This window comes from Paenibacillus contaminans, assembly GCF_003285015.1.
Classification (GTDB): domain Bacteria; phylum Bacillota; class Bacilli; order Paenibacillales; family NBRC-103111; genus Paenibacillus_V; species Paenibacillus_V contaminans.
On record NZ_QMFB01000016.1, the window covers coordinates 37,876 to 60,151 of the forward strand.

The following is a 22,276-nucleotide window of genomic DNA, read 5'->3' on the forward strand; positions in this document are numbered from 1 at the left end:
GAAGAGGAAAGGGAAGGATAGTTTGCGGAAAATTACTGTCTTTTTGTCCAACCCACCAGCTGAAAGGCCGCATCTACGCATGTCGGATCGGAACGGTAAGCCATTTTGAAGTATTCGTACGCCTTATCCATATTCTGATTTTGCGCATGAATGCAGCCCATCGCATTGTAAGTAATCGCCCTGATTTTGGAATTGTCGGTGAGCGGAAGCAAAAATTGAAAATGACGGTACGCTTCTCCATATTCGCCTAATCTCAAGTAACCCATTGCCAAATAAATGCGTGCGAGTAAAAAATCGGGCTGCTGCCGAACCAGCTTCTCGAATTCTTCGACGGCTTGCGTGAACATGTACAGCTTATAATACCCTTGACCGCGGGCAAACGATTCGTTCGCTTCCTCGTCCTGCACGGCCGCCGGCATCAGCGTCGCGACGCAGGCTGGCACCTCCGGTTGCGGCTTTCCGGTATACACCAATTTGCCCATCTTCTCTTCGAACAGAAGCCATTCTTCGATACAGACGTCGCTCATCGATTTCAGCATCGCCAACTGATCTTCAAGATCCTTGCGTTCATGTCCTTCTGCAAGCGGATAACGGCCGGCAATTTCCTCAAGCACATCGTTCATCGTCGAAAATAACTGTTTGAACACGTTCATCCCACCTTGCGCACGGAATATGTCCCAGCTCCCGGTTCACACTCATTGTTTGTCAAGGCGGGCCGTTTCATTCCGCTTTCCGCTGGAAACTTGTGCGGCTTTTGGACGTTTTCCATCCGTTTTCAACCCGGTAAAATTCCATCGATTTAAACGACGGTCGAATGCGGCTCTGCGCTTAAAGAAGCGACAATTTTGTTTTTCTCATCCAAAAGAGCGATTTTCGGCGTATAGCTGCGAGCTTGTTCGTCGGTCATAAGCGCATACGATATGATAATGACGTTATCTCCCGGTTGAACAAGCCTTGCCGCCGCACCGTTCAAACAAATGACTCCGGAGCCGCGCGGCCCGGGGATAATATAAGTTTCCAGCCTTGCCCCGTTGTTGTTGTTGACGATTTGCACTTTTTCGTTAGGCAGCATATCGACAAAATCGATGAGATCCTCATCAATGGTTATACTGCCTACATAGTTCAAATTCGCTTCGGTCACCGTGGCCCGGTGCAGCTTCCCTTTCATCATCGTCCGGAACATGCGCCCGCCTCCTCCGCCTTGTTCATCCAGGCTTTATTTATCGGTAAAATCCGATTGTCGATCAATCTCGTTTTGCCGAATTTAACGGCCAATGCCAGCACCATCCGATCATCCGTTATGCCGGCTTCACTCCATTCCTGCGTACTCGTCAGCGAGGGGTACGAAAGCAGCTCGACATAATCGATGACTGCGGAAGGAGCCGATTCGATATGATTCCGCACCCGCCGAATAACCGATTCGCTGTCTTCTCCAGCCTCAGCGCTCCATTTTTCAGCGAATCCGAGCGCCTGGGAAAGCACAAGCGCTTGTTTGCGCTCATCGGCGCTTAAGTATACATTGCGCGAGCTCATGGCCAAGCCGTCGGCTTCCCGCAAAGTCGGGCACGGCACGATCGTGACGCGCATGTTCAAATCCTTCGTCATTTGTTCCACGACGGCAACCTGCTGGGCGTCCTTCATGCCGAAATACGCGCGGTCCGGCTGCACGATGTTGAACAGCTTGCTGACAACGGTCGCCACCCCGTCGAAATGGCCGGGACGCGAAGCCCCGCATAGCTTTTCCGTTACGCCGCTAACCGACACCGTCGTCCGGATCCGCTGCGGATACATCGTTTGGACGTCAGGCATAAAAATGAAGTCGACGCCTTCTCGGCGCGCTATTGCTTTATCGCGCTCCTCATCCCTCGGATACCGGTCAAAATCCTCGTTCGGCCCGAATTGCAGCGGATTGACGAAAATACTGAGCACCACCGTGTCGCATTCCCGTTTCGCTCTTTCCATCAAGCTCGCATGCCCGTCATGAAGAAAGCCCATCGTCGGCACAAAGCCGATTTTTCCCGTTTTATTCGAGCCGAGCGGTTTCCCGCGGCGCAAATCCAGCGCGGCCCTCAGCTCTTCTATAGTTGTAACGACTTCCATTCTCTCCACTCCAATCCGTTAATTTCCGCGGCTGCCTGACGATCCGTACAATTGATCGATGACCTTGCCGTCGCCTTTGAACGAATGCTCCTGGGCGGGAAATTGCTTGGTTTTAACGTCTTTCACGTATTCCGCAAGACCGCTGCGTATTTGCTCTCCTAAATTCGCATAGGTTTTAACGAATTTTTTGGGCGCGGAGCCGGAACCGTATTGCAGAAGATCGTGGAACACGAGCACTTGTCCGTCGCAGCCCGCACCGGCGCCGATCCCGATCGTCGGAATGGATAACCGGGAGGAGATGTAAGCGGCGACTTCATCCGTTAGAAGCTCAAGCACGATGGAGAACGCACCCGCCTCCTCCAACGCCTGGGCATCCTCCAGCAGCTTTTTCGCTTGCTGCTCGGTTTTGCCTTGGATCAAATAACCGCCGATCTGGTAAACCGATTGAGGCGTCAAGCCCAGATGGCCCATGACCGGAATGCCGGCGGACGTACAAGCGGCGACTGCCGCGGCGATCTCTTTGCCGCCTTCCATCTTGACCGCCTTCGCTCTGCCTTCCTGCATAAGTCTTCCTGCATGGCTCAAGGTCGTATCGATCGAGCCGTGATACGTGTTGAACGGCATGTCGGCTACGACGAAGCTTGTCGATACGGCACGGGTAACCGCCCTCGTATGATATACCATATCGTCGATCGTAACGGGGAGCGTCGATTCATACCCGAGTACGACGTTGCCGAGCGAATCGCCGACAAGCAGGACGTCTACGCCCGCTTCCTCGGCCAGCTTCGCCGACGGATAATCGTAGGCGGTCACGACCGAGATCGGTATGCCCTCTTGTTTCATTTTTCTCATGCGGATGGTACTGATCGGCTTGCGTTGTTCCATCATCGTTCCTCCTTGCGGTACTCCTACTTTGAGTGTGCGCAATTTCCACATAGATACCCGCTAAAGCTGCCCGTTTTATTCCCGGAATACCTGGGTAGACGCAGTTCGCGTTCAAGCCACTTTATTTACCGCAGGTTCAAGCCGCTTTAGGCGAGTACTTTCCGGAAAATTCAAAAAACCTTCTAGTCCCAGACTAAAAGGTTACGAAATACAAAGAATCTGTATCGCGTATGTTCCTCCTGTCTCGGTCCTTGCGGCTCAGAGCAGAATCCGACATCGTCGCATTTTCAAAACCTATTAACTTGGATAAACGAATTGCCCTACTTGCGCAGAGTGCAGTTCCCGGGGATACCGCCTCTGCCAAAAGTATAGCATAATTCTCACAAAAACGACACGAATTTATGAACATGTCATGACAATAACCGCTTTACGGTTGTCCGACATCTCCCGAAAAATACGTAACCGTACGGCCGTCCGGCTTCGCTACAAGGAGCGCTCCCATATCGTCGATCGCCACCGCGGTACCTTCCTCTATACCTTGTGCGGTTTGAATCGTCACCTTTCGCTGCAGCGTCACGGTCAGCGCTTCCCAAAGCGTCCGGATCGGGGCAAAGCCCTGATCGCGGTACAATTCGTACAAGTCCTCAAGCTGCAGCAAAAAATCGCATACCAAAGCCGCCCTGTCGATCGGCTCGCCTCTTTCAATCAGTAATGACGTCGCCTTCTCGCGCAGATCGTCCGGATAGTCTTCTTCCTTCAGATTTGCGCTAATGCCCACTCCGACGATCACATAATTGAGACGTTCGTCCTCCGCACTGGATTCCAGCAAAATACCGCTTATTTTTTTGCCGCGAACAAGCAGGTCATTAGGCCATTTAATTCCGACCTCAGGGGTCAGCTTGCGGATGGTCCGGCATAATGCCACGGCTACAAGCAGAGTAAGCTGCGGAGTGAACGGAAGCGGTATTTCCGGCTTCAGCACGACGCTCATCCATATGCCCTTGCCCTTCGGCGACAGCCAATTGCGGCCCATTCTGCCGCGTCCCTTGGTCTGCTGCTCGGCGATGACGAGCGTTCCTTCGCCGGCGCCATTCCTTACGAGCTCATGTGCAATGTTTTGCGTGGAATCGACCTCGTCATACAGCTTGATCGTGCGGCCGAGCGTACGCGTTTGCAGCCTCGCGAGCAGCGATGCCTGATCGATTCTCTCGGGCACCTGCAGAAGCCGGTAGCCGAGCTTAGGAACCGCTTCAAATTCGAAGCCTTCTTTGCGCAGCGATTGAATATGCTTCCATACGGCCGTTCTGCTGCAATTGAGTTCTTTGCTAAGCTGCTCGCCTGAAAGAAAAACGCCTTGATTTTGTTTAAATAGCTGAACTAATCGTTCGTTCATGGCATCTCCAACTCTTTACCATATTGTTGGGCCAGCAGGATAAGCCGGCTCTTGTCATTTTCCGTTCCTTGCAATGCCGCTTCGGCAAGCAGCCTGTCCAGCATTTGCGCCGTCCATGGCCCAGCCTCTCTTCCAAGCGCGTCGGCAATCTCGGCTCCCGTAACGGCGAGCTCCGTCCGGTCCCAAAGGGCGATTTCCTCAAGCCATTGGGCGCCGGAATCCGAAAGCCGCACATAGAGCCGCGCATACGGCCCGCGAAACGTGACTAATAACGCATTTATCGCAAGCCAATCCTGCGCGTTGCTTTTGCCGTATCGGAGCGCCTGCTTCTTGAAAAACATGTTCAGTTTTTCATCAGACAGCTCGCTCGTTCCGGCAATGCTGTTTATTTCGCGATCGATTACCTGCTTGAATTCGAGCAGCTTGACGATACGATCCGATTTTCTGCGCGGAAAAACGAGCGCCATCATCCCTTGAGCCGCTTCCTCCGGACTTAGCTGCACCGCCGCAAAAAGAAAAGCCCAACGCATGACATCGCCCGATAGCTCCGTCCATCGATGCAAGCGTTCGGGAAGCTCCTCCCGCTCCTTTACGGATGAAGCCGTTTGTTGAGACGGCGGATCCGGATGTTCGGACGCTGCCAAGGCTATTCGCTCCGCAAATGCGCCGAGCGGAATCTTCGTATGCCGCAGCAATCCGCTGCGCGCAAGAAGCCGGAGCGCCCGCAGCGGGTCCGTTCCGGCTATCATCTTCGTAAGCTCGGCTTCCACTCTTTCCATCGCAATATGTCGCAGCAAAGGAGCCTTATCGAGCAGTGCAAGCCATGTGCCCTCTTCGATGGAGAACATGTAATTGGAAGCAAAACGAAGACACCGCAGCATGCGCAGCGCATCTTCCTCGAATCGCTCATGCGCATCGCCTACGCAGCGGATCACCTTGCGTTCGATATCCGTTCGGCCGCCGTAAGGATCGATCAGCCGGCCGCTTCGTTCCATAGCGATCGCGTTGATCGTAAAATCCCGGCGCTGCAAATCTTCGCGCAATTCCGGAACAAACGTTACGGATGCGGGTCTCCGGTGATCCTCATATTTCGATTCCGTGCGGAACGTGGTCACTTCGACCGGCGTCCCCTGAATGACGACCGTAACGGTACCGTGCTGCAGCCCGGTAGGCAGCGTACGCGCGAAGGAGGCGATTACCTGCTCCGGCAGTGCGGAGGTGGTGACATCATAGTCTTTGACGCTTCGATTCATCAGCTTGTCGCGGACGCAGCCGCCGACCAAATAAGCCGAATGGCCTTCGGCTTCGAGCCGGGCGATAACCGCATGAGCAACTTCTTCTTGATCCAAGGCTGCGTCCTCCTTTTCTATCGACAGGGCTGTTACTTGCTTAATGATACGCAAATTGTTATCAGCTTTCTTGGCAGATCATTTTATCGAATGTCCGATTTCGTTCTGGGATTTCCCTGCCGAGAATCCGGTAATAGATGTTCTCATATTGCATCGTGATCAGATCGTTGCAGAACGTGAATCTTGCTCTATCCAGGCAAGCCTGCCTCATTCTGCTGTACAGCGATTCGTCCTGAAGCAGCCTCAGCACATGACCGGCCATGGCATTCGTGTCCCCGATCGGGGCCAAATAGCCGGTTTCGCCGTTCGTTATGAGCTCGGGAATCCCGCCCGCTTCAGAGCCAACCGTCGGCACGCCGCATGCCATCGCCTCGAGGGCTACAAGACCGAAGCTTTCCTTCTCGGAAGGCAGCAGCATCACGTCGGCGAGCGAAATAATTTGTGCCACATCGTCCTGCTTGCCGCAGAACGTGACGCGATCGGATAACCCAAGCTCCTTCACGGCCGAGCAGACGCGCGACAGCTCCGGCCCCTCGCCGACAAACAAGAGACGGGTAGGCACCTGTTCATTCACCTTGGCAAAAATATCGACGACATCCATTACCCGTTTAACCGGTCGGAAATTCGAGATATGAATCAATATTTTCTCGTCGGGCGAAGCAAACTCCTTCCGCAGCTCCGTTACCTCACGAGGATAATATACGCGTTTATCGACGAAATTGTATACGAGATCGATGTCCCTGTCGATCGAAAGCGTCTCTCTCGTTTCTTGGATTAAATCGTCGGAGACGGCGGTAACCGCATCGCTGCGGTTGATCGCATACCGGATTAAATCGCTGAGCGAGTGATCCTGCGCCAGCACCGTTATATCCGTGCCGTGCAGCGTAGTCATCACCTTCAAATGATCGCCGACCATCTGCTTGGCCAGCAAAGCGCATACCGCATGCGGAATGGCATAATGAACGTGGAGCAGGTCTAGCCCTTCCATCTGAGCTACTTGCGCCAGCTTGCTCGCCAGCGACAGATCGTAAGGCGGGTAGCGGAACACGTAATAATCGCTTACCTCTACCTCATGATAGTAAATGTTTTTATCGAACTTGCCGAGACGGAACGGGATGCTGTGGGTTATAAAATGAACCTCATGCCCTTTTTCGGCGAGCAGCTTGCCGAGTTCCGTGGCGACTACGCCCGAACCTCCCAACGTCGGATAACACGTAATGCCGATTTTCAACCGATCGTTCAAGGCGCTCTTCCCCCTTCAGCCCCACCTTGTGAAGCTAAGCATAAATGCATGACCGGTATGTTGCGGGACCCGCTCACCGGCTGTAAATATAGAGGACTGCATACGATAGATGCAATCCTCCGAAGCCATTTCCACGAAATACCTTTTCAATTGATTATTATCATTATGCCGAATAACGTTAAAATAGGTCGACAACATAAGGCAGCCTGGTCACAAATCCTTCCGCATAAGGAACCAGCTGCTTTTGGCCGAGCACACGGTCGCGCGCTTCAACCCGCTCCAAATATCCTTGGTTAAGCGGCGTCGAAACGAAATCGTTGCTCTGTCCGGCAGGCTCGAACTGGGTTCGATAAGCGCGAAGCGAAGCCATTTTCTGCTCGTACTCCGCACTGACATCAACAAGCAAATCGGCCTCATGCAAATCGTTTATGAAATAAAATAAAGTTTTTTCAACGGTTACAGGCTCCGCTTGCGGTGCATATCTTCTCAGCTTCGCGTTAAATACGGCCTGCTGGACAAGCTGACTGCAAAGCACATGATCGGGATGGCGATCTTCCCAGTAAGGCGCAAATACGATTCGCGGCCGCCACTTTCTAATCTCCAACGTAATCGCTTCGATCTGCTCCGCGCAAACGAACAGGCCGCGATCCGGCAGTCCGAGATTCGTGCGAGCCGCAAGACCCATAATCCGAGAGGCTTCCTCCGCCTCTTGCTTACGGGTTTCTACGTTGCCGTTCGAAGACATTTCCGCGTATGTCAAGTCGCATATGCCGACTTTATATCCCGCATTCGTATGCTTGACAATGGTCGCTCCCATGCCGATTTCCGCATCGTCAGGATGCGCGCCGAATATTAACATATCAAGCGTCATTCGAAATCACCCGGCTTATATTTATGGACAAGCTCGCGCCATGCGAAATCGCCTCTGTCGAGCGCCTTTACCAATATTTCGGCGGTTGCGATATTCGTCGCTACCGGTATGCCTTGTACGTCGCAAAGTCTAAGCAGCGCGATGATGTCCGGCTCGTGAGGCTGCGCCATAAGCGGATCTCTCAAAAAGATGAGCAAGTCCATCTCGTTCTGGGCGACAAGCGCCCCGATTTGCTGATCACCGCCGAGCGGTCCCGACATGAAGCGGTGAACGTCCAGCTTCGTTTGCTCCATTATTCTTTTGCCTGTAGTGCCCGTTGCATACAATTGATGACCTCTTGCAAAAACATGCTCATATGCGGTAACGAAATTGACCATCTCATCTTTTTTACGGTCATGTGCAATTAACGCAATGTTCAAACTCATGCCAGTACTCCCTCTCTGATTATATCCGAGTTATCTAGCCTAGGCTTTCGAGCGGGCATCCCGCCTGCCGTTATGATTAGTCTTCCATGAAGTGTTCGAAGCCGTATACGAGTCCGGTATAACCCATTACTTTCTTGACCGCAATATTGACGCCCGGCATATAACCTGCACGGTCATAGGAGTCATGGCGGATTTTGAGCGATTGCCCGAAGCCGCCGAAGATGACTTCCTGCTGCGCGAATACGCCCGGCAGCCGAACGCTATGTATGCGGAATCCGTTATAATATCCACCGCGGCTGCCTTCGATCGTCTCTTCTTCCTTCGGATTTCCTTGACGCAGCTCCTGCCTGTTTTGCGAAATGAGTTCGGCTGTCTTGATCGATGTGCCGGAAGGCGCATCCAGCTTCTGGTCGCCGTGATACTCGATGATTTCGACATGAGGCATATATTTAGCGGCTTGCGCTGCGAACTTCATCATGAGAATGGCGCCGATCGAGAAGTTCGGTGCGACCAATCCGCCGATTTCCTGCTCTTGGCACAACTTGTCCAGCTCGTTGATCTGCTCAGGGGTCAGGCCTGTCGTCCCGACAACCGGACGAACCTTATGCTTGATCGCGATTACCGCGTTGCTCATTACGGTTTGCGGCGTCGTGAAATCGACGATGACATCCGGCTTCGCTTCCGCCAGCGTCAGTTCCAAATCGGTCGTCACCAGCACGCCGCAATCCTCTTGACCGACGATACGCCCTGCATCCGCCCCTGCCGAAGACCGGTCGACAGCGGCGACCAGCTTCAGCTCAGGATCGTTCAAAACCATTTTTACAACTTCCTGCCCCATTCGGCCGCTTGCTCCAGCTACTGCTACTTTAATCGGTTGACTCATCGTTCGACACCTTGCCCTTTCTTTACGTCGTATGCCGTAAGCGCATATTTGAGATAAACAATCTTTCGTATTCGGCGAGCAGTCTTAGTCCGCTCGCGTTGTCGGGCTCGAGATTGAGCGCTTCTTTGATCGCTTGGATAGCATCCGCATACTCGCCTAAGGCACCGTATGAGACGCCTTGTAACAGATAGGCGTTGAAAGAAAGCGGGTCAAGTCTAACCGCTTCCTTGAGCAGCGTTACCGCCATGAATAGCTGCTCGGAATCGCCGTCGAAGTATTTCTCCGCCTGCTCGATCAATAATCTTGACTGAATATGCCGCAGATGAATGCCGTATGTTACGTTATCAGGCTCCAGCTCGCAAGCGCGGCGCGCATGCTCGACCGCCTTGTTTAACCGGTTGCTTCTTGCGAATGTCACCGAGAGCTTATAATGGTAACCGCCGTTATCCGGACTGCGCCGGATCGCTTGTTCGAAGCATGCGATCGCTCTCTCGAAATCGTTGACGAGTATCGCCTCATAGGCTTCTTGAATATACATTTCTCCGCTCACTGTCCACATCCCCCATTACGATTTCGCCTCGAGAAACAAAGACGTTTATCAGGTGATGGTACAGCATATGTTCGTTATTGCGGATCGGAATCGACAGGAGTCCAGCGGGTCGCGTCGCGCGTGCGAAACTTCTCCATAACGCGGTCATGCGATTCGGTCAGATCTATGCCGAGCGAATTCGCGAAGCAAATGACGATAAACAAAATATCGCCCAGCTCCATTTCGATGGAATTATCCGCTTCATCCTGCTTTTTCGGCTTCTCGCCGAACCGGTGATTGACCTCCCGGGCCAGCTCGCCGACTTCCTCCGACATGCGGGCAAGCATGGAGAGCGGACTGAAATATCCTTCTTTATATTGCGATATGTAACGATCTACTTCCTGCTGCAGCTCATGCAATGTTTTATTCGACATCGGGTCCCCTTCCTTATATTCGATCGCGGGCCGTCTTGAGCCCGTCTTTAGTTGAATGGAGCGATTATTCCTTTTTTACATGTTAACCGAAAGCTTTATTTAAAACAAATGCTTTTCGCAAAAAAACGGGCATACTGTACGTTATCGGACAATTTTTCTACTATATATTCCCTTTTTTTTCGACAAGGAGGCATCAAAGCCATGCTCCTGTTTAAGGAACGACTCAGACTCAAACAATTGGTGCCGATTTTTATCGGTACTGCCGTTTACGCATTCGGCCTCCATTACTTCGTCATTTCCAACGAACTGATGGAAGGCGGCATTACGGGCGTAGCGCTGCTGCTCAAGTATGCGTTCGATCTCCCCCCATCCTATACGACGCTGCTGTTGAACGTGCCGTTGTTTTTGATCGGCTGGCGTGCGCTCGGCAAAGGAGCGCTCGCTCTTTCCATATTCGGTACGGTTTCGCTCTCCTTTTTCCTCTGGGTCATGGAGCGGCTGATTCAACGCAATTGGATCGAGCCTTTCACGACGCATCAGGATTTCTTCCTGGCGACTCTTTATGCAGGCGTTACGCTGGGCACCGGTCTCGGTATCGTTTTTCGGTATGGCGGGACTACGGGGGGCTCGGATATCATCGCCCGTTTGGCGAACAAATGGAAGGGATGGTCGATTGGCCAGGTCATTTTGGCGCTGGATGCGATCATTATCGGGGCTGCGATATTTTACATTCCCCGCGAAAAAATACTGTACACGATGGTCGCCGTCTTCGTCGCCTCCAAGATGATCGATTTCATTACCGAAGGCGCATATGCGGCCAAAGCGTTCACCGTCGTTTCGGATCGGAGCGGCGAATTGGCGCAGCTGATCACGAATGAGATGGACCGCGGAGTCACGCTCCTGCAGGCCAAAGGCGCATATTCGCAGCAAAACAAGGAGGTCGTCTACTGCGTAGTAGCCAGGTCGGAAATGCGCCAAATTAAATCGCTCATCAAGGCTGTCGACCCAAAGGCGTTCATCATTATTAGCGATGTGCACGATGTGTTGGGCGAAGGATTTAAAGAGGGGTGAGAAATAAGTCACCCCTCGCTTGGTATCGCTCCGCAGCTTTATCCGCAAAGAAATGAAAGTGGCCTAAGTCACACCCGGGCTAAGGGGTATCCGCCTCCACCTCCGTGAAAGTCGCTTCCTCTCAATTAGACACAAGGTCACGAAGCAACTTTCAAGTCGGCCGCCAGGTCTTTCCACCGCATACCCCCTATCCCTCCGCAGCACAATTGAATGTTTTGCCACTTTCAAATAAATTACAAAAAACAGCCCCGATTCGCTCGGGGCTGTCTTATTTTAATAGGGTGTGGCAGGAAGAATAAAACATTATGCTACAGCTTTTCCTTCTCGTTCCGCCCGACTTTGACCAAACTGCGCTCGGCGTACATCCGCCAGCCCGCGAAGGCAAGAACCGGGATGATAATAACCGCCATCAGCATCGTCCACCAAGTCGGGTTGGCGTTCTGACCGAGCGGCAAATAAGCCGTATCTTCTTCGCGCTTATCGAAAATAAGATCCAGCGCCGATTGCAAATGCTCGGAGGCGTTCGCCAAGTTTTCGTAGGCTATCGCTTTAGCCGTTGATTGTGTTTTTATGAAGGACATCAATGAATCAAGCTTCTCGACATCCGAAGGATCCCGGCTTATAAACAGCGCCGGCCGAATGGTCGAATAATGCCTTTCATAGCGCACTACCGCCTGTCCCACCTGAGTCTCGTTTTTCTGCTGGACAGCCAGCTGCAAAACGCGAACGTCCTCTTTCATCACCTTGTAATATTGATGCCACATCGGCTCGTTCGGATGTGTAAGCGCGTCGGCCACCAGCTTGATTTTGGCGGCGGCTATTAGCGTATCCTGTTGAGTCGCATATACGCTGTTAAATGAGCGCTTCGCTTGTACGACGGATTGGGCCAGCGCATTCATCCCCTCCACCGACGTAATACCGCCGTATTTGATCGTCGGAATGAGCGCGCTGATTTCGTTCATTCTCTCCAATACGCCAACTACATTTCCTTCCGTCGTCAGCTTGTATATGTCATCGGCAGCTCGATTCAATTGTTCGATTTTATGCAAATCGTCAGCTCCGGCCATCACCGGCTTCTGTTTTTGCTCCTGCCGGATACAGCCTCCCATTACAGCAAGCATGAGGCAAAGAGCAAACAGAACGAACATCCTCCGGTAACCATGAACAAACATGGACATCCCCTCCTCATCATTAAGATATGGGGGGATGTCCATGTTTAGACCGCTGCAGATTCTCGGGAACGGCAATCTTTTCTATGTTTTTTTAACGGAAACGATCAAGAACACGAGCAAGCTTGCCGCGCTAAGCAAAATCGTAAACAGCTGGATGACGGGTAAATCGTCCAAAAGCACCTGCGGCAGCGCAGGAAATACATCGTACGTGTAATCGACAAAGTCGCTTGCAAACACCCAAAGAGCGGCTGCAGCAAGCCCTATTGGCCGAAGACGGAAGAAACGTGCGAAGAGCAGCGCTTCGGCAGCCATACCTAGATGCGAAATCGAAAGCATCCAATCCTGCCAGCTTCCCGGCGATCCTTGACTATTCGCCGCAACAATGACGACGACCGCCCATATGCCGTACTTAAACGAGGCGACAACGCCGACCGATTCGATAATCGAACGCAATGCCGACGTTTTCAAGGCTGTTCGCGGACGATAACTGTCCACGAGCAAATAAACCAGTGCCATCGTAAAGAACAAGCTTCCCGTCGGACTGTCCGGAACCAGAATAACCATCCAAAGCGGCTTCGTCTCTACAGTTAATTTCAATTGCGCCCAATACCAAACATAACCGTAATACGTCCCGCCAAAATTGACGATGAACAATAACCAAAGCACCAAACGAGAAGTCAGAAACGGTTTGCTCCAATAATGCGCAAGCGATGTCGGCATAATCGATTCCCCATCATGTGAATTTCCTGAATTTTAATGAAAAGCCTGACCGCTCTTAGGAGGGTCAGGCTTAGTCAGCAGCTTATTGCGCTTTTTTCTGTTTGGCGAGCCAGTCTGCAAGCTTATCGAGATCGGCATCGGTTAAGCCCTTGCCTTTGTTCGCATCCCATAAGCCTGGAGGCATTTGGCCTACGCCTTCCTTCATGATCTTCACGATTGCTGCTTTGTCATGCGTGTCGCCGACTCCGAGCAATGCCGGAATTTTAGCTGCCGACATGCCCTTCAAGCCGTCGCCGTGACAAGAAATACAAGTGGATTTCTTGTAAATCTCGGCGGCCGGATCACTCGCATCGACCAAAGCAACCGCCGCTTTTTTGTCGGTAGACGGAGCCGGCTTGCCGCTTTGCTTCGCTTCGCGCATTTCTTCCTCGCGCTTGATGTGCTCGGGAATCATGCCTTTAGCTTCCATTTCCTTCGTGTAATGGTGCCACGAGAAAACGGTCAAGTACGTTACCGCTACCAGCGATACAAGCATCAAGCTGGAAGCGATCGGTCTTCTGTAGAAACGTCTTTCTTTACCTGTATCGAGGAACGGAGCCAAGAGAAGGCCGCCGAACATGATAGCGGGAAGGACCAACGCTCCGATAAGCTTGTAGTCGCCCGATGCATACGGATATTTGAGCAGCTGATACAGAAACAGGAAGTACCAGTCCGGCATCGGAATGTAACCAGGCGTCGTCGGATCGGCCGGGTAACCGAGCGGAGCCGGTTCGGACATGACGAGCGCAAGAATACCGACCAAGCAAACCGCCGCAACCATCCATTCCTTAAGCAGAAAGTTTGGGATGAAAGCTTCGGATTTGCCCGGATATGCAGAATAGTCGATCGGCAGCGGGCGGTTCGACTTTTGACGAACGCGCGAATCGCCTACGTAAACGATCTTTTCATCACTTTTATGACCATGAGCCAAGCTCTTCCCCTCCTAATAGAACTTATAGTGGTCCGGAAATGCCTTGCTTCCGAATCATAATAAAGTGACCGGCAAGAAGAGCTAGCAGCGCCCCAGGCAAGAAGAACACGTGGATTGCAAAAAATCTTGTCAAGGTAGTAGCGCCTACAATGTCTCCCCCTTGCAGCAACGTCTTGATGTAGTCACCGATAATCGGAGGCGAGGCGGCAATCTGAATACCTACTTGCGTTGCGAAATAAGCTTTGTTATCCCATGGCAGCAAGTAGCCTGTAAAGCCAAGACCTAACATAACGAAGAAAATCAACATCCCGACAACCCAGTTCATTTCGCGCGGTGCCTTATAGGAACCCGTGAAGAAAACCCGCAAGGTATGTAGGAACATCATGACGATTACAAGACTTGCTCCCCAGTGATGCATGCCGCGAACGATGACGCCGAATGCAACTTTATGCTGCAGGAAGTCAACGCTCTTGTAAGCGTTAATGACATCGGGCGTGTAATACATCGTCAGGAACATGCCGGACAATATTTGAATGACCGTGATAAAGAAGGTCAATCCCCCAAAACAGTAAACGAATGCGGAAAAGTGATGCGCCGGGTTCACGTGTTCAGGAACTTCGTGATCGGCAACGTCTCTCCACATTGGCGTAATGTCAAGGCGTTCGTCAACCCAATTATAAAGACTTTTCAGCATTTAACTGTTACGCCTCCTTACTTATTAACTATTTGGTTCGGCCCGAGCTGACCCAAATAAACGAAGCCGTTCTCGATCTTTACCTTGTACTCGTCCAAAGGCGCGGTTGATACAGCAAGCTGTTTGCCTTCTTTCGTGTAATGCGCACCATGGCAAGGACAATAAAACTGATCTTTATAATCAGCATTGTTGTTCCAGCCAACCGTACAGCCGAGATGCTTACACGTCGGATTTAAAGCAAAAATATTGCCGCTCTTGTCCTTCGCGATAAAAGCCTCGATCTCCGGATCGCTTTCATACCAACCGTCGACTTGATGGATTTGGAATTTAAATGCCTGCGGCGAGTCGGTTACCTTGCTCTCTTCGACAACCTTAACCCAATCCGCTTCCTTCTTCGGTTGCAATACCGGATCAACGGCAAAACGAACCATCGGCACAAGCATGCCTGCAGCCAAGAAGCCTCCCGTTCCACCGAGCGTGTACGACAAAAATTGACGTCGCGACATTTCCCGCTTCGCTACCGGCATATTCTCGGATCCGTGGGATGCGTGATTTTTGCGTTCGCTCATGTTCTCTTCTACCCCCTTTTGCCATTCATATCATCATGTCATATCGACAGAACCTTACAACATACTAGGACATAAATATAATAGCCTACGTCCCTATAGGCGTCAAGAACGGCTGAGTATAATTGGTAAACCGTTTGCTCGACGTTCGCCTAAACGTTAACGAAATTGTCACATCTCCTAAATATCCTTGCAGATAAATGTTTTACGGGCATAAAACCTGACATTTATCGGGTCGGCCGGAATTGGCATGCCGAACTGCAAACAGTAATAATAGCTTTTTCCAAAATCGCTTCATTCATGCGTCCTTTGACAAGTTTCCCTTGCTTCGCCAAATCTCCTGCAGCTTCTCGCCGACAAGCGTTTTGCCTCCGGATGCCATCTCCTCCGTAATGAACAAATCCGCCCCGTCGAAGGGCAAGATCGATATGGCGGCGTCCGAGCTGATCAGGACCACATAAGCAAATCCGCTTTCCTTGAGCTTGCCGCATAGATGATTGACTCCCGAGACGAAGGTTCCGGGCTGACCGTTATAATGCAATGACGGGTAAGTGACGACCCGCCCTTTGAACGGAATTTCTACATGCTCCATAATATCGGCGAGCCGCTCGAGCGATTGCGTAACCTCCCAAGGCTCTTCCCCTCCGGTAAGGCCGGTCAGCGGAAGCAGGCAAGTATCCAGATACGGCTGGAGATCCGGCCATTGATCTTTTTTGATATCGCTAAATTTCATGCGGCTTGTCCCCTCTCTCCAAACTATACTCCATTCCTTTCTCTACATAGCTCGCAGATGTCCGTTTCATTCTCTTCAAGTCGTCCTCCGTCAACTCGCGAACGACTCTGGCCGGCGAACCCATAAGCAGCGTATAAGCGGGAAAACGTTTGTTCTCGGGCACGAGAGAGCCTGCCGCGACGAGCGTGTATTCGCCGATTTCAGAGCCGTTCAGCAAAATGGCGCCCATTCCGACGAGGCTCCCTTCACCGATTTTGCAGCCGTGAATGATTGCGGCATGACCGACCGAGACATCGCTGCCGACAAGTAAAGGCTGCTTCGTATTGACGTGCCCGATGCATCCGTCTTGAATATTGGATCGGTCGCCGATCGAAACGGGCGCCAGATCGCCTCTCAGGACGGCGTTATACCATACGGTCGCTTGCTCCCCCAGCGTAACGTCTCCGATCAGTCTGGCGCCTTCGGCGATGAACGCGGATTCATGCAGGCGCGGCTTGATTCCTTTATACGTATGTATCATTCGTATCCCTCCAGTTATGGCTCCGCTGGAGATTGTAGCAATCCCCTCACCTATTGTCAATGCTCAAATCAATCGCTTCCTCGTCCTTATACGACCCCTTAATAACGCTGCTGCCGAGCTTGCTTACCAGAACGACCTTGCCGCACGCTTCATCTTCTCCGATCCGGATCAAGCCGATATGCATCATCATCTGCAGAATGCGCGCCTCCAGAATCGATTCCGAGGAGTCGTAATAATAGGGGCGAATCAGTTTGCAAAGAACGCCGCCGACCGATTCGACCGTCACCCAGCTGCCGGCAAGCCGCTCCAGCCAATGTACGATAGAACGAATATTCGGTATCGGCCCTTTATAAAGACGCAGCCAGAAACGGTAAACCTCGGTAAGCGGCTCTTTTTGACCGGATACCGTCCGCGCTCTGCCTAAATCCGTAATCGTAAGCTGATTGCCGATTTCCGCGATTAATCCTTGATAATAACAGTAATCGTAAATAAAAGACAACCGGATCGGATATTCCCGATATCTGCGGCCGTAGCCGAAGCGCCAAGCCGTCTTGCCTACGGGCTCTTCCGCGACCGACAGACGTTCCATCAGTTGCTGCACGTGTTTTTTGTACATAAAGCCTTCGGCGGACAGCTGGATTTCCTGTTCCATCACGTAGCGTAAAAAATGAAGAATGTCGCCCAGCAAAAGCTGCTGCTCATCCCGATAAACGGACGGCGCATCGTCCAGAGTATGAATGGATCTCCGGAACTGCGACGTCAGCATCTCGTCAAATCGGCGCTTTAAGTCATCAGGGAGCTGAAAAAGCGATTTCGTTTGCTGCAAATATCCGTTAAACAGCCAGCCGTTTCGTTTGAATTTTACGATCATCTCCCGCGAATCGGACTTCGCCGCTTCTTCCTGCTGCCATTTGGACAGGCTGGCTCTGGCTAGCAGCTCCTCCATGCTGAACGAATTTCTGGCATCGAACATGAGCGAATTCAAAAACCGGACGTCCTCTACGGTTAAGCCCGACAATTGGCGTTCGAACACGTCTCTGCGGTTAATGGCCGCAAGAATCGTTTGAATCAAATCGTTCTTCGAATGGCCGTTGCATTCGCATTCGTAGGTTTTGGCAATGCGGCTCAATTCGTGAATGTCGGCGTAGCAAAGCATGTCGGCTAAATTCATGCCGGTATCCTCCCATACGTTTAGGTATCGTGAAAGTCCGGGCGAGAACGCTGGCGAGACAGCTTTCTTCGCTTACCCTTTCCTTTTCCATTATGGGAAAAATCCGGCTAAATCATTCCGCAGCCGTTAAACTAGCCCTAAACGAAGGCGGCATCGCCCGTAATCCGCCTTATTACAATATGAAAAGCGTCCTGTTGGACGCTTTACTGGAATAGCCGGGTTCATGCCCGCTCCTATAATCGATTTCAGTTTCGCGTTCGCGACAGCCAGTTCATGATTAACAGGGAACTGATCAGCCCAAGTATCGATAAAGCAAGTAAATAATCCGCATACGAATGAATGGGACCGAGCTTCATCGGTTCGATTACACGGCCGGACGTGCTGGCGAGCGCGAGCTTCGGTACGTTGCTTACGTTGATCGCCCCTCGATCATCGCTTGCTTTAGCCGCTTGGTGAAAGCCGTAGGACGACGTCTCTGCAGCATCCTTCTCAAAGAGGTCCCCTCCGGCAATCGTATACATGAAACTGAAAACGAACAAGGCGAGGCAGAAGGAAAGTACGGCGGTCAGATTACGCCTGATGCGGTATGGAATCGCATATATCCGCTCCGCAATCGGGATTCGCCAAGCTTCGTCTTTATATATGCGATCCATCACCCGGCTTGAAATCATGTAAGGCTCCGTTGAGGAAGTGGGAAGATCGCGCGCCGCAGTTTGAATGAGCTGCAGGCTTTCTTCCCATATCTCGAATTGTTCGGCGCAATCCTTGCAACGGCGCACATGCTCATCAACGCACACCCGTTTGAGATCCGTCTCGGCCAGATCGAAATAATCGCCGAACAACTCCTGAATTTCCTCGCATTTCATCGCTGACTCATCCCTTCGTACTCTTCGTAAATCGCTTCGCCAAAGTAAGGCTCCAGCTGCAGCTTCACGCTCGCTCGTGCCCGAAACAGCAAAGATTTCACGGCGCTGACGGTTTGCCCCAATATATTTGCTATCTCCTGGTAATCAAGCTGCTCGTATTCCCGCAAAATCAGAGCCGATCGCTGCTTCTCCGGCAGGTTATTGATCGCTTCGCGAACAAGCGCAACCTTCTCGTTCCGCAGAATCGTCTGCTCCGGCATCGCTTCGAAAGAAGCATGCGGCGTCAACCCGCTTTGATCTAGAGATATTTTTACATGCCTTTGTTTGCGCATTTCGCTAAGCACGGTATTCCTGGCTATCGTATACAGCCATGTCGAGAAGGAAGCCTCTACCTCGCGAAAGGTTTGCAGGCTGCGGTAAGCCTTATAGAACGTTTCCTGGCTTAAATCGTCGACCAACAGTTCCATATTGGCGCTTTTGAGCATATGGAAGATGAATGCGTAAATTTTCCGCTCGTAACGACGCACGAGTTCCGCATACAATTCCGTATTGCCGTCTTTAATCTCGCGAATCAACTGGGAATCGGTCATTTACAAGCGATCCTCCTTGCAAAGCACCCTTCCCCCGAGTCTTCATGTTCGTTATGTAAGATATGTACCCGACTGGGAGATAAAAGTTGCGGCATTCTATTCAAAATATTTAGACGTATGACGATTCAAAAAAGTTTCATTGTACAAATATTCGTTAAAAACGTTAATTTTCCTGCTTTTTCGACAAATGCCCGCATCCATTCGGCCGTCGGCTTGCTTCTTATCGATCTATATAAACAAATAAACGGCAACGAACAAAAAAAAACCACCGGATCACCGGTGGGCGCACATAGTGCAAATTCGGATAGGAGTGGAGAGAAACCATACTGTAGTTCTTATTATATGTATCCGTTTACATTTTGTCAACACATTTATGCAAGCGGTTTCTTGATTCGGTACGAATCGAATCCTCTCTCAGGTTAAACGTTCATTCCGTTCGTTTCTGCCGCATAAATGATAGCGTTTCGTTTCCCATATCCACGGAGCGCTTCCGGCTGCCTGCTTTCCGGTAAACGCAAAAAACGAGCGCATCAGCATTATGACTGATACGCTCGAACAATCGGCGTCGGCAAAATATCCGCAACCGTTCCGCGAGAATGCCCCCGGTTCGCTGCAGAAGCTATACGTGCACGACATAATACGGCTTCAGAACCTCGGAAGCTTTCTCGAAGTCTTCTTCGTTCCGGAAAGACAGGCGAAGCACCCCTGGCACATCGTCCCTGCTTTCGATGATTTGAATATTGCTGAGGTTGATTCTGTGACTGCCAAGCAGAGTGGCTACGGAGCCGATAATGCCAGGATGATCCGGCACGTCTACATATAAATCGTAAAGCGCGGTAATTACTCCTTTGCGCCGTTCCGGCAGCTCGCTGCGGAACTTGCCCGCCCGTTTGAAGGCGTCCATGATGCCGTCGCCGTCATTCGTTTCGATCATGCTGCGGAATTTCGATATCTCCTCGTTCCAATCGTCCAAAAGCTTCAGCATAACCGGCTTATTGCTTTGGAAAATGTCGCGCCACATGACCGGATCGCCGGAAGCGATGCGCGTAATATCGCGGAAGCCTCCCGCCGCCAGAGCGCGATAGAGCCCGTTCGACTCGTTATATCCCGCAATCTGATTGACAAGCGCAACAGCGATCACATGCGGCAAATGACTGATGGCGCCAACGATATCGTCATGCTGCTCGGCATCCACACGAATGATTTGCGCCCTCGTCCATTGGAGCAATTCGACCAGCCGGTTGTAAACCTCCTCCGGCGTTCCTTCAGGAGGCGTCAATACGTAAAATGCATTCTCGTATAAGTACAAGGAAGCGGCTTCCACGCCGGAACGCTCGGAACCGGCCATCGGATGGCCGCCGATAAAATAGGCGCCCTGCAGCTTCATTCGGGCCGCGCATTCGACGACGGACCTTTTGGTGCTGCCTACATCAGTAATAATGCAGCCCGGCTTCAGCTCGACTTGCTGCAGCTTTTCCAAGTAATCGGAAATAAGCCCGACCGGCACGCATAAGAAAATAAAATCGGCGTCCGCCACTGCTTCCTTAAGGGAAGTCGTGGCCGAATCGACAACGCCGCGTTTTAAATATTTGTCGACGGAGGCAGGATTGGAAGAAAAGCCGGAAATATGAAGACCGGGTTTCCCTTTCCAGCAAAGAGCGAGCGACCCGCCCATCAAGCCGACGCCGACAATGGCGATTTTCGTCATGAGATCAAACCTTATCTATTAAAGTAGCCCGCCGGGGATACCTATATAACAAACGGCATCCCTTGCGCGGGATCACTATTATTGTTGAATTCGTCCGGCTGCTCGCTTTAAACGGAAACTTCCACTTCCGCAAGCACTTGCTCGAGTGCGGCGATAAATTTCCCGTTTTGTTCGCGGCTGCCTACCGTTACGCGAATCGAGGTAGGGAAATCCAGCGCATGTCCGCCGCGCACGATGATCCCTTTGCTCATCAATGCGTTAAAGACGGGTGCGGCGGGTCTTTGAACGTCGACCATCATGAAATTGCCGTGCGCCGGAAAATAGCTCAGTCCGAGACGGTCGAACTCGCCGGATAAATAAGCGATGCCTTCCGCATTCGCAGTGCGGCAATATTCGATAAACGACTGATCGCCGATTGCGGCCAGCGCAGCGGCTTGGGCGAAACGCGTCGTGTTGAAAGGCTCGCGAACCTGATTGATCGTATGAATGACTTCGGGATGCCCGATGCCGTAGCCGATCCGCAGCGACGCGAGACCGTATATTTTGGAAAACGTGCGAAGCAGAATGACGTTTTTGTGCTCTTTAAGCAGCTGCAAGCCGTCCGGATAATCTTCGGTCGTAATGTATTCCGCGTATGCCTCGTCCAGCACGACAAGCACGTCCGGCGAGATCTTGGAAAGGAAGTCTTTGACTTCTGCATGCGTGTTGATCGTCCCCGTAGGATTGTTCGGATTGCAAACCCAAACGATTTTCGTCTTGTCCGTCACACGCGCAAGCAGCGCCGGCAAATCATGCGTGCCTTCTTGAAGCGGCACCTCGATAACTTTGGCGCTTTCGATTTCAGCGTTATGCTTATATTGCGGAAACGTATGCGTCGCCATGACCGTCTCGTCTCCAGGGACAAGGAACGCGCGGGCGATCATCAAAATAATTTCGTCGGAGCCTGCGCCGAAAATGATTTGGTTCGGCTCGACATTGTAAAACTCCGCTACGGCTTTCGTTAATTCGACGCTGCCGCCGTCCGGATACAAGCTTACGCGCTCGACTTCGTCGACGATCGCCTGCTTGGCCTTAGGCGAGCAGCCGAACGGGTTTTCATTGGAAGCAAGCTTCGTAACCTCGGAAAGACCAAGCTCGCGTTTTACTTCTTCAATAGGCTTGCCAGGCTGATAAACCGGCAGATGGACGATGTTTTGTTTAGGCTTCATGTAAGACACCTCGCAAAGTAGATGTAAAAACAACTATACCTTTCATTGTCTCATAATTTTTTTTCAGATACAAACAGTTTTTTACGGGCACGCGCGTTTCCGTTGACGCGGCAAAGCGGAGTCGCTCGCCTCCGGCCTCACGCAAAAGCCCCGTCACTCCATTGGAATGACGGGG

General features: G+C 51.7%; 25 protein-coding genes. 1 reads left to right on the forward strand and 24 read right to left on the reverse strand.

The genetic code is table 11. The features are described 5' to 3' along the window. Positions 1–32 precede the first annotated feature (32 nt). The 12 genes from DQG23_RS24580 to DQG23_RS24635 form a co-directional block, all read right to left on the reverse strand. On the reverse strand, positions 33–647 hold the full coding sequence (locus DQG23_RS24580; RefSeq protein ID WP_113033624.1) for a hypothetical protein: 615 nt from the start codon (positions 645–647) through the stop codon (positions 33–35). Positions 648–799: 152 nt separating this feature from the next. Beyond that, a complete protein-coding gene (panD, locus tag DQG23_RS24585; RefSeq protein ID WP_113033626.1) occupies positions 800–1,183 on the reverse strand; it encodes an aspartate 1-decarboxylase in 384 nt (127 codons plus the stop codon). Further along, positions 1,168–2,100 (reverse strand): pantoate--beta-alanine ligase, encoded by a 933-nt coding sequence (gene panC, locus DQG23_RS24590; RefSeq protein ID WP_113033628.1) that lies wholly within the window; start codon positions 2,098–2,100, stop codon positions 1,168–1,170. The genes panD and panC overlap by 16 nt, the downstream gene beginning before the upstream one ends. Positions 2,101–2,118: 18 nt before the next feature. Next, the gene (gene panB / locus DQG23_RS24595) at positions 2,119–2,985 is read right to left on the reverse strand and encodes a 3-methyl-2-oxobutanoate hydroxymethyltransferase (RefSeq protein ID WP_113033629.1); all 867 of its coding nucleotides are present in this window, start codon (positions 2,983–2,985) and stop codon (positions 2,119–2,121) included. A 427-nt stretch (positions 2,986–3,412) separates the two neighbouring features. Beyond that, positions 3,413–4,378: a biotin--[acetyl-CoA-carboxylase] ligase gene (locus DQG23_RS24600; RefSeq protein WP_113033630.1), complete on the reverse strand. Its 966-nt coding sequence runs from the start codon at positions 4,376–4,378 to the stop codon at positions 3,413–3,415. Further along, positions 4,375–5,727, reverse strand: a complete 1,353-nt coding sequence (locus DQG23_RS24605; RefSeq protein WP_158560674.1) for a CCA tRNA nucleotidyltransferase — start codon at positions 5,725–5,727, stop codon at positions 4,375–4,377. The genes DQG23_RS24600 and DQG23_RS24605 overlap by 4 nt, the downstream gene beginning before the upstream one ends. Before the next feature lie 61 nt (positions 5,728–5,788). After that, positions 5,789–6,970, reverse strand: coding sequence for an N-acetyl-alpha-D-glucosaminyl L-malate synthase BshA (bshA, locus tag DQG23_RS24610; protein ID WP_113033634.1), 1,182 nt, complete (start codon positions 6,968–6,970; stop codon positions 5,789–5,791). A gap of 178 nt (positions 6,971–7,148) precedes the next feature. Beyond that, positions 7,149–7,841 (reverse strand): bacillithiol biosynthesis deacetylase BshB1, encoded by a 693-nt coding sequence (gene bshB1, locus DQG23_RS24615; RefSeq protein ID WP_113033636.1) that lies wholly within the window; start codon positions 7,839–7,841, stop codon positions 7,149–7,151. Further along, positions 7,838–8,266 (reverse strand): methylglyoxal synthase, encoded by a 429-nt coding sequence (locus DQG23_RS24620; protein WP_113033637.1) that lies wholly within the window; start codon positions 8,264–8,266, stop codon positions 7,838–7,840. Before DQG23_RS24620 ends, bshB1 begins: the two co-directional genes overlap by 4 nt. 76 nt (positions 8,267–8,342) lie before the next feature. Beyond that, positions 8,343–9,149, reverse strand: coding sequence for a 4-hydroxy-tetrahydrodipicolinate reductase (gene dapB / locus DQG23_RS24625; protein ID WP_113033639.1), 807 nt, complete (start codon positions 9,147–9,149; stop codon positions 8,343–8,345). Positions 9,150–9,171: 22 nt separating this feature from the next. Then, on the reverse strand, positions 9,172–9,699 hold the full coding sequence (locus tag DQG23_RS24630) for a tetratricopeptide repeat protein (RefSeq protein ID WP_113033640.1): 528 nt from the start codon (positions 9,697–9,699) through the stop codon (positions 9,172–9,174). Between the two features lie 74 nt (positions 9,700–9,773). Further along, complete coding sequence (locus DQG23_RS24635) at positions 9,774–10,112, reverse strand: nucleotide pyrophosphohydrolase (RefSeq protein WP_113033642.1); 339 nt, start codon at positions 10,110–10,112, stop codon at positions 9,774–9,776. A 201-nt stretch (positions 10,113–10,313) separates the two neighbouring features. Here DQG23_RS24635 and DQG23_RS24640 point away from each other — a divergent pair, with 201 nt between their 5' ends. Beyond that, positions 10,314–11,183 carry a YitT family protein gene (locus tag DQG23_RS24640; RefSeq protein ID WP_113033643.1) on the forward strand — a complete coding sequence of 290 codons (870 nt, stop codon included), beginning with the start codon at positions 10,314–10,316 and terminating at the stop codon, positions 11,181–11,183. A 308-nt stretch (positions 11,184–11,491) separates the two neighbouring features. Here DQG23_RS24640 and DQG23_RS24645 read toward each other — a convergent pair whose 3' ends face one another. From DQG23_RS24645 to hisC, 12 genes are all read right to left on the reverse strand, one after another. Next, complete coding sequence (locus DQG23_RS24645) at positions 11,492–12,355, reverse strand: sporulation protein YpjB (RefSeq protein ID WP_158560675.1); 864 nt, start codon at positions 12,353–12,355, stop codon at positions 11,492–11,494. 81 nt (positions 12,356–12,436) lie between these two features. Further along, positions 12,437–13,075, reverse strand: a complete 639-nt coding sequence (locus tag DQG23_RS24650) for a DUF1405 domain-containing protein (protein WP_113033647.1) — start codon at positions 13,073–13,075, stop codon at positions 12,437–12,439. An 82-nt stretch (positions 13,076–13,157) separates the two neighbouring features. After that, a complete protein-coding gene (locus DQG23_RS24655) occupies positions 13,158–14,045 on the reverse strand; it encodes a c-type cytochrome (protein ID WP_113033649.1) in 888 nt (295 codons plus the stop codon). Positions 14,046–14,067: 22 nt separating this feature from the next. After that, positions 14,068–14,739: a menaquinol-cytochrome c reductase cytochrome b subunit gene (gene qcrB / locus DQG23_RS24660; protein ID WP_113033651.1), complete on the reverse strand. Its 672-nt coding sequence runs from the start codon at positions 14,737–14,739 to the stop codon at positions 14,068–14,070. Between the two features lie 17 nt (positions 14,740–14,756). After that, positions 14,757–15,308: a Rieske (2Fe-2S) protein gene (locus tag DQG23_RS24665; protein WP_113033652.1), complete on the reverse strand. Its 552-nt coding sequence runs from the start codon at positions 15,306–15,308 to the stop codon at positions 14,757–14,759. A gap of 295 nt (positions 15,309–15,603) precedes the next feature. Next, the gene (locus DQG23_RS24670) at positions 15,604–16,038 is read right to left on the reverse strand and encodes a DUF2487 family protein (RefSeq protein WP_113033654.1); all 435 of its coding nucleotides are present in this window, start codon (positions 16,036–16,038) and stop codon (positions 15,604–15,606) included. Continuing rightward, positions 16,028–16,558 (reverse strand): gamma carbonic anhydrase family protein, encoded by a 531-nt coding sequence (locus DQG23_RS24675; protein WP_113033656.1) that lies wholly within the window; start codon positions 16,556–16,558, stop codon positions 16,028–16,030. Before DQG23_RS24675 ends, DQG23_RS24670 begins: the two co-directional genes overlap by 11 nt. A 46-nt stretch (positions 16,559–16,604) precedes the next feature. Continuing rightward, the gene (locus DQG23_RS24680) at positions 16,605–17,729 is read right to left on the reverse strand and encodes a hypothetical protein (protein ID WP_113033657.1); all 1,125 of its coding nucleotides are present in this window, start codon (positions 17,727–17,729) and stop codon (positions 16,605–16,607) included. Positions 17,730–17,974: 245 nt separating this feature from the next. Beyond that, the gene (locus tag DQG23_RS24685; RefSeq protein ID WP_113033659.1) at positions 17,975–18,595 is read right to left on the reverse strand and encodes an anti-sigma factor family protein; all 621 of its coding nucleotides are present in this window, start codon (positions 18,593–18,595) and stop codon (positions 17,975–17,977) included. Further along, a complete protein-coding gene (locus DQG23_RS24690; protein ID WP_113033661.1) occupies positions 18,592–19,185 on the reverse strand; it encodes an RNA polymerase sigma factor in 594 nt (197 codons plus the stop codon). The genes DQG23_RS24685 and DQG23_RS24690 overlap by 4 nt, the downstream gene beginning before the upstream one ends. Positions 19,186–19,804: 619 nt before the next feature. Beyond that, a complete protein-coding gene (locus tag DQG23_RS24700; protein WP_113033664.1) occupies positions 19,805–20,893 on the reverse strand; it encodes a prephenate dehydrogenase in 1,089 nt (362 codons plus the stop codon). Positions 20,894–21,000: 107 nt separating this feature from the next. Then, complete coding sequence (gene hisC, locus DQG23_RS24705; RefSeq protein WP_113033666.1) at positions 21,001–22,101, reverse strand: histidinol-phosphate transaminase; 1,101 nt, start codon at positions 22,099–22,101, stop codon at positions 21,001–21,003. Between the last annotated feature and the right edge of the window lie 175 nt (positions 22,102–22,276).

Excerpts from the sequence above, each read along its gene's own strand:
- DQG23_RS24675 (WP_113033656.1), bottom strand. The coding sequence starts at position 16,558 with ATGATACATACGTATAAAGGAATCAAGCCGCGCCTGCATGAATCCGCG.
- panD (WP_113033626.1), bottom strand. The coding sequence starts at position 1,183 with ATGTTCCGGACGATGATGAAAGGGAAGCTGCACCGGGCCACGGTGACC.
- DQG23_RS24620 (WP_113033637.1), bottom strand. The coding sequence starts at position 8,266 with ATGAGTTTGAACATTGCGTTAATTGCACATGACCGTAAAAAAGATGAG.
- DQG23_RS24685 (WP_113033659.1), bottom strand. The coding sequence starts at position 18,595 with ATGAAATGCGAGGAAATTCAGGAGTTGTTCGGCGATTATTTCGATCTG.
- DQG23_RS24635 (WP_113033642.1), bottom strand. The coding sequence starts at position 10,112 with ATGTCGAATAAAACATTGCATGAGCTGCAGCAGGAAGTAGATCGTTAC.
- DQG23_RS24600 (WP_113033630.1), bottom strand. The coding sequence starts at position 4,378 with ATGAACGAACGATTAGTTCAGCTATTTAAACAAAATCAAGGCGTTTTT.
- DQG23_RS24680 (WP_113033657.1), bottom strand. The coding sequence starts at position 17,729 with ATGAATTTAGCCGACATGCTTTGCTACGCCGACATTCACGAATTGAGC.
- DQG23_RS24670 (WP_113033654.1), bottom strand. The coding sequence starts at position 16,038 with ATGAAATTTAGCGATATCAAAAAAGATCAATGGCCGGATCTCCAGCCG.
- qcrB (WP_113033651.1), bottom strand. The coding sequence starts at position 14,739 with ATGCTGAAAAGTCTTTATAATTGGGTTGACGAACGCCTTGACATTACG.
- hisC (WP_113033666.1), bottom strand. The coding sequence starts at position 22,101 with ATGAAGCCTAAACAAAACATCGTCCATCTGCCGGTTTATCAGCCTGGC.
- dapB (WP_113033639.1), bottom strand. The coding sequence starts at position 9,149 with ATGAGTCAACCGATTAAAGTAGCAGTAGCTGGAGCAAGCGGCCGAATG.
- DQG23_RS24700 (WP_113033664.1), bottom strand. The coding sequence starts at position 20,893 with ATGACGAAAATCGCCATTGTCGGCGTCGGCTTGATGGGCGGGTCGCTC.
- DQG23_RS24650 (WP_113033647.1), bottom strand. The coding sequence starts at position 13,075 with ATGCCGACATCGCTTGCGCATTATTGGAGCAAACCGTTTCTGACTTCT.
- panB (WP_113033629.1), bottom strand. The coding sequence starts at position 2,985 with ATGGAACAACGCAAGCCGATCAGTACCATCCGCATGAGAAAAATGAAA.
- panC (WP_113033628.1), bottom strand. The coding sequence starts at position 2,100 with ATGGAAGTCGTTACAACTATAGAAGAGCTGAGGGCCGCGCTGGATTTG.
- bshB1 (WP_113033636.1), bottom strand. The coding sequence starts at position 7,841 with ATGACGCTTGATATGTTAATATTCGGCGCGCATCCTGACGATGCGGAA.
- DQG23_RS24645 (WP_158560675.1), bottom strand. The coding sequence starts at position 12,355 with ATGTTTGTTCATGGTTACCGGAGGATGTTCGTTCTGTTTGCTCTTTGC.
- DQG23_RS24665 (WP_113033652.1), bottom strand. The coding sequence starts at position 15,308 with ATGAGCGAACGCAAAAATCACGCATCCCACGGATCCGAGAATATGCCG.
- DQG23_RS24640 (WP_113033643.1), top strand. The coding sequence starts at position 10,314 with ATGCTCCTGTTTAAGGAACGACTCAGACTCAAACAATTGGTGCCGATT.
- DQG23_RS24690 (WP_113033661.1), bottom strand. The coding sequence starts at position 19,185 with ATGACCGATTCCCAGTTGATTCGCGAGATTAAAGACGGCAATACGGAA.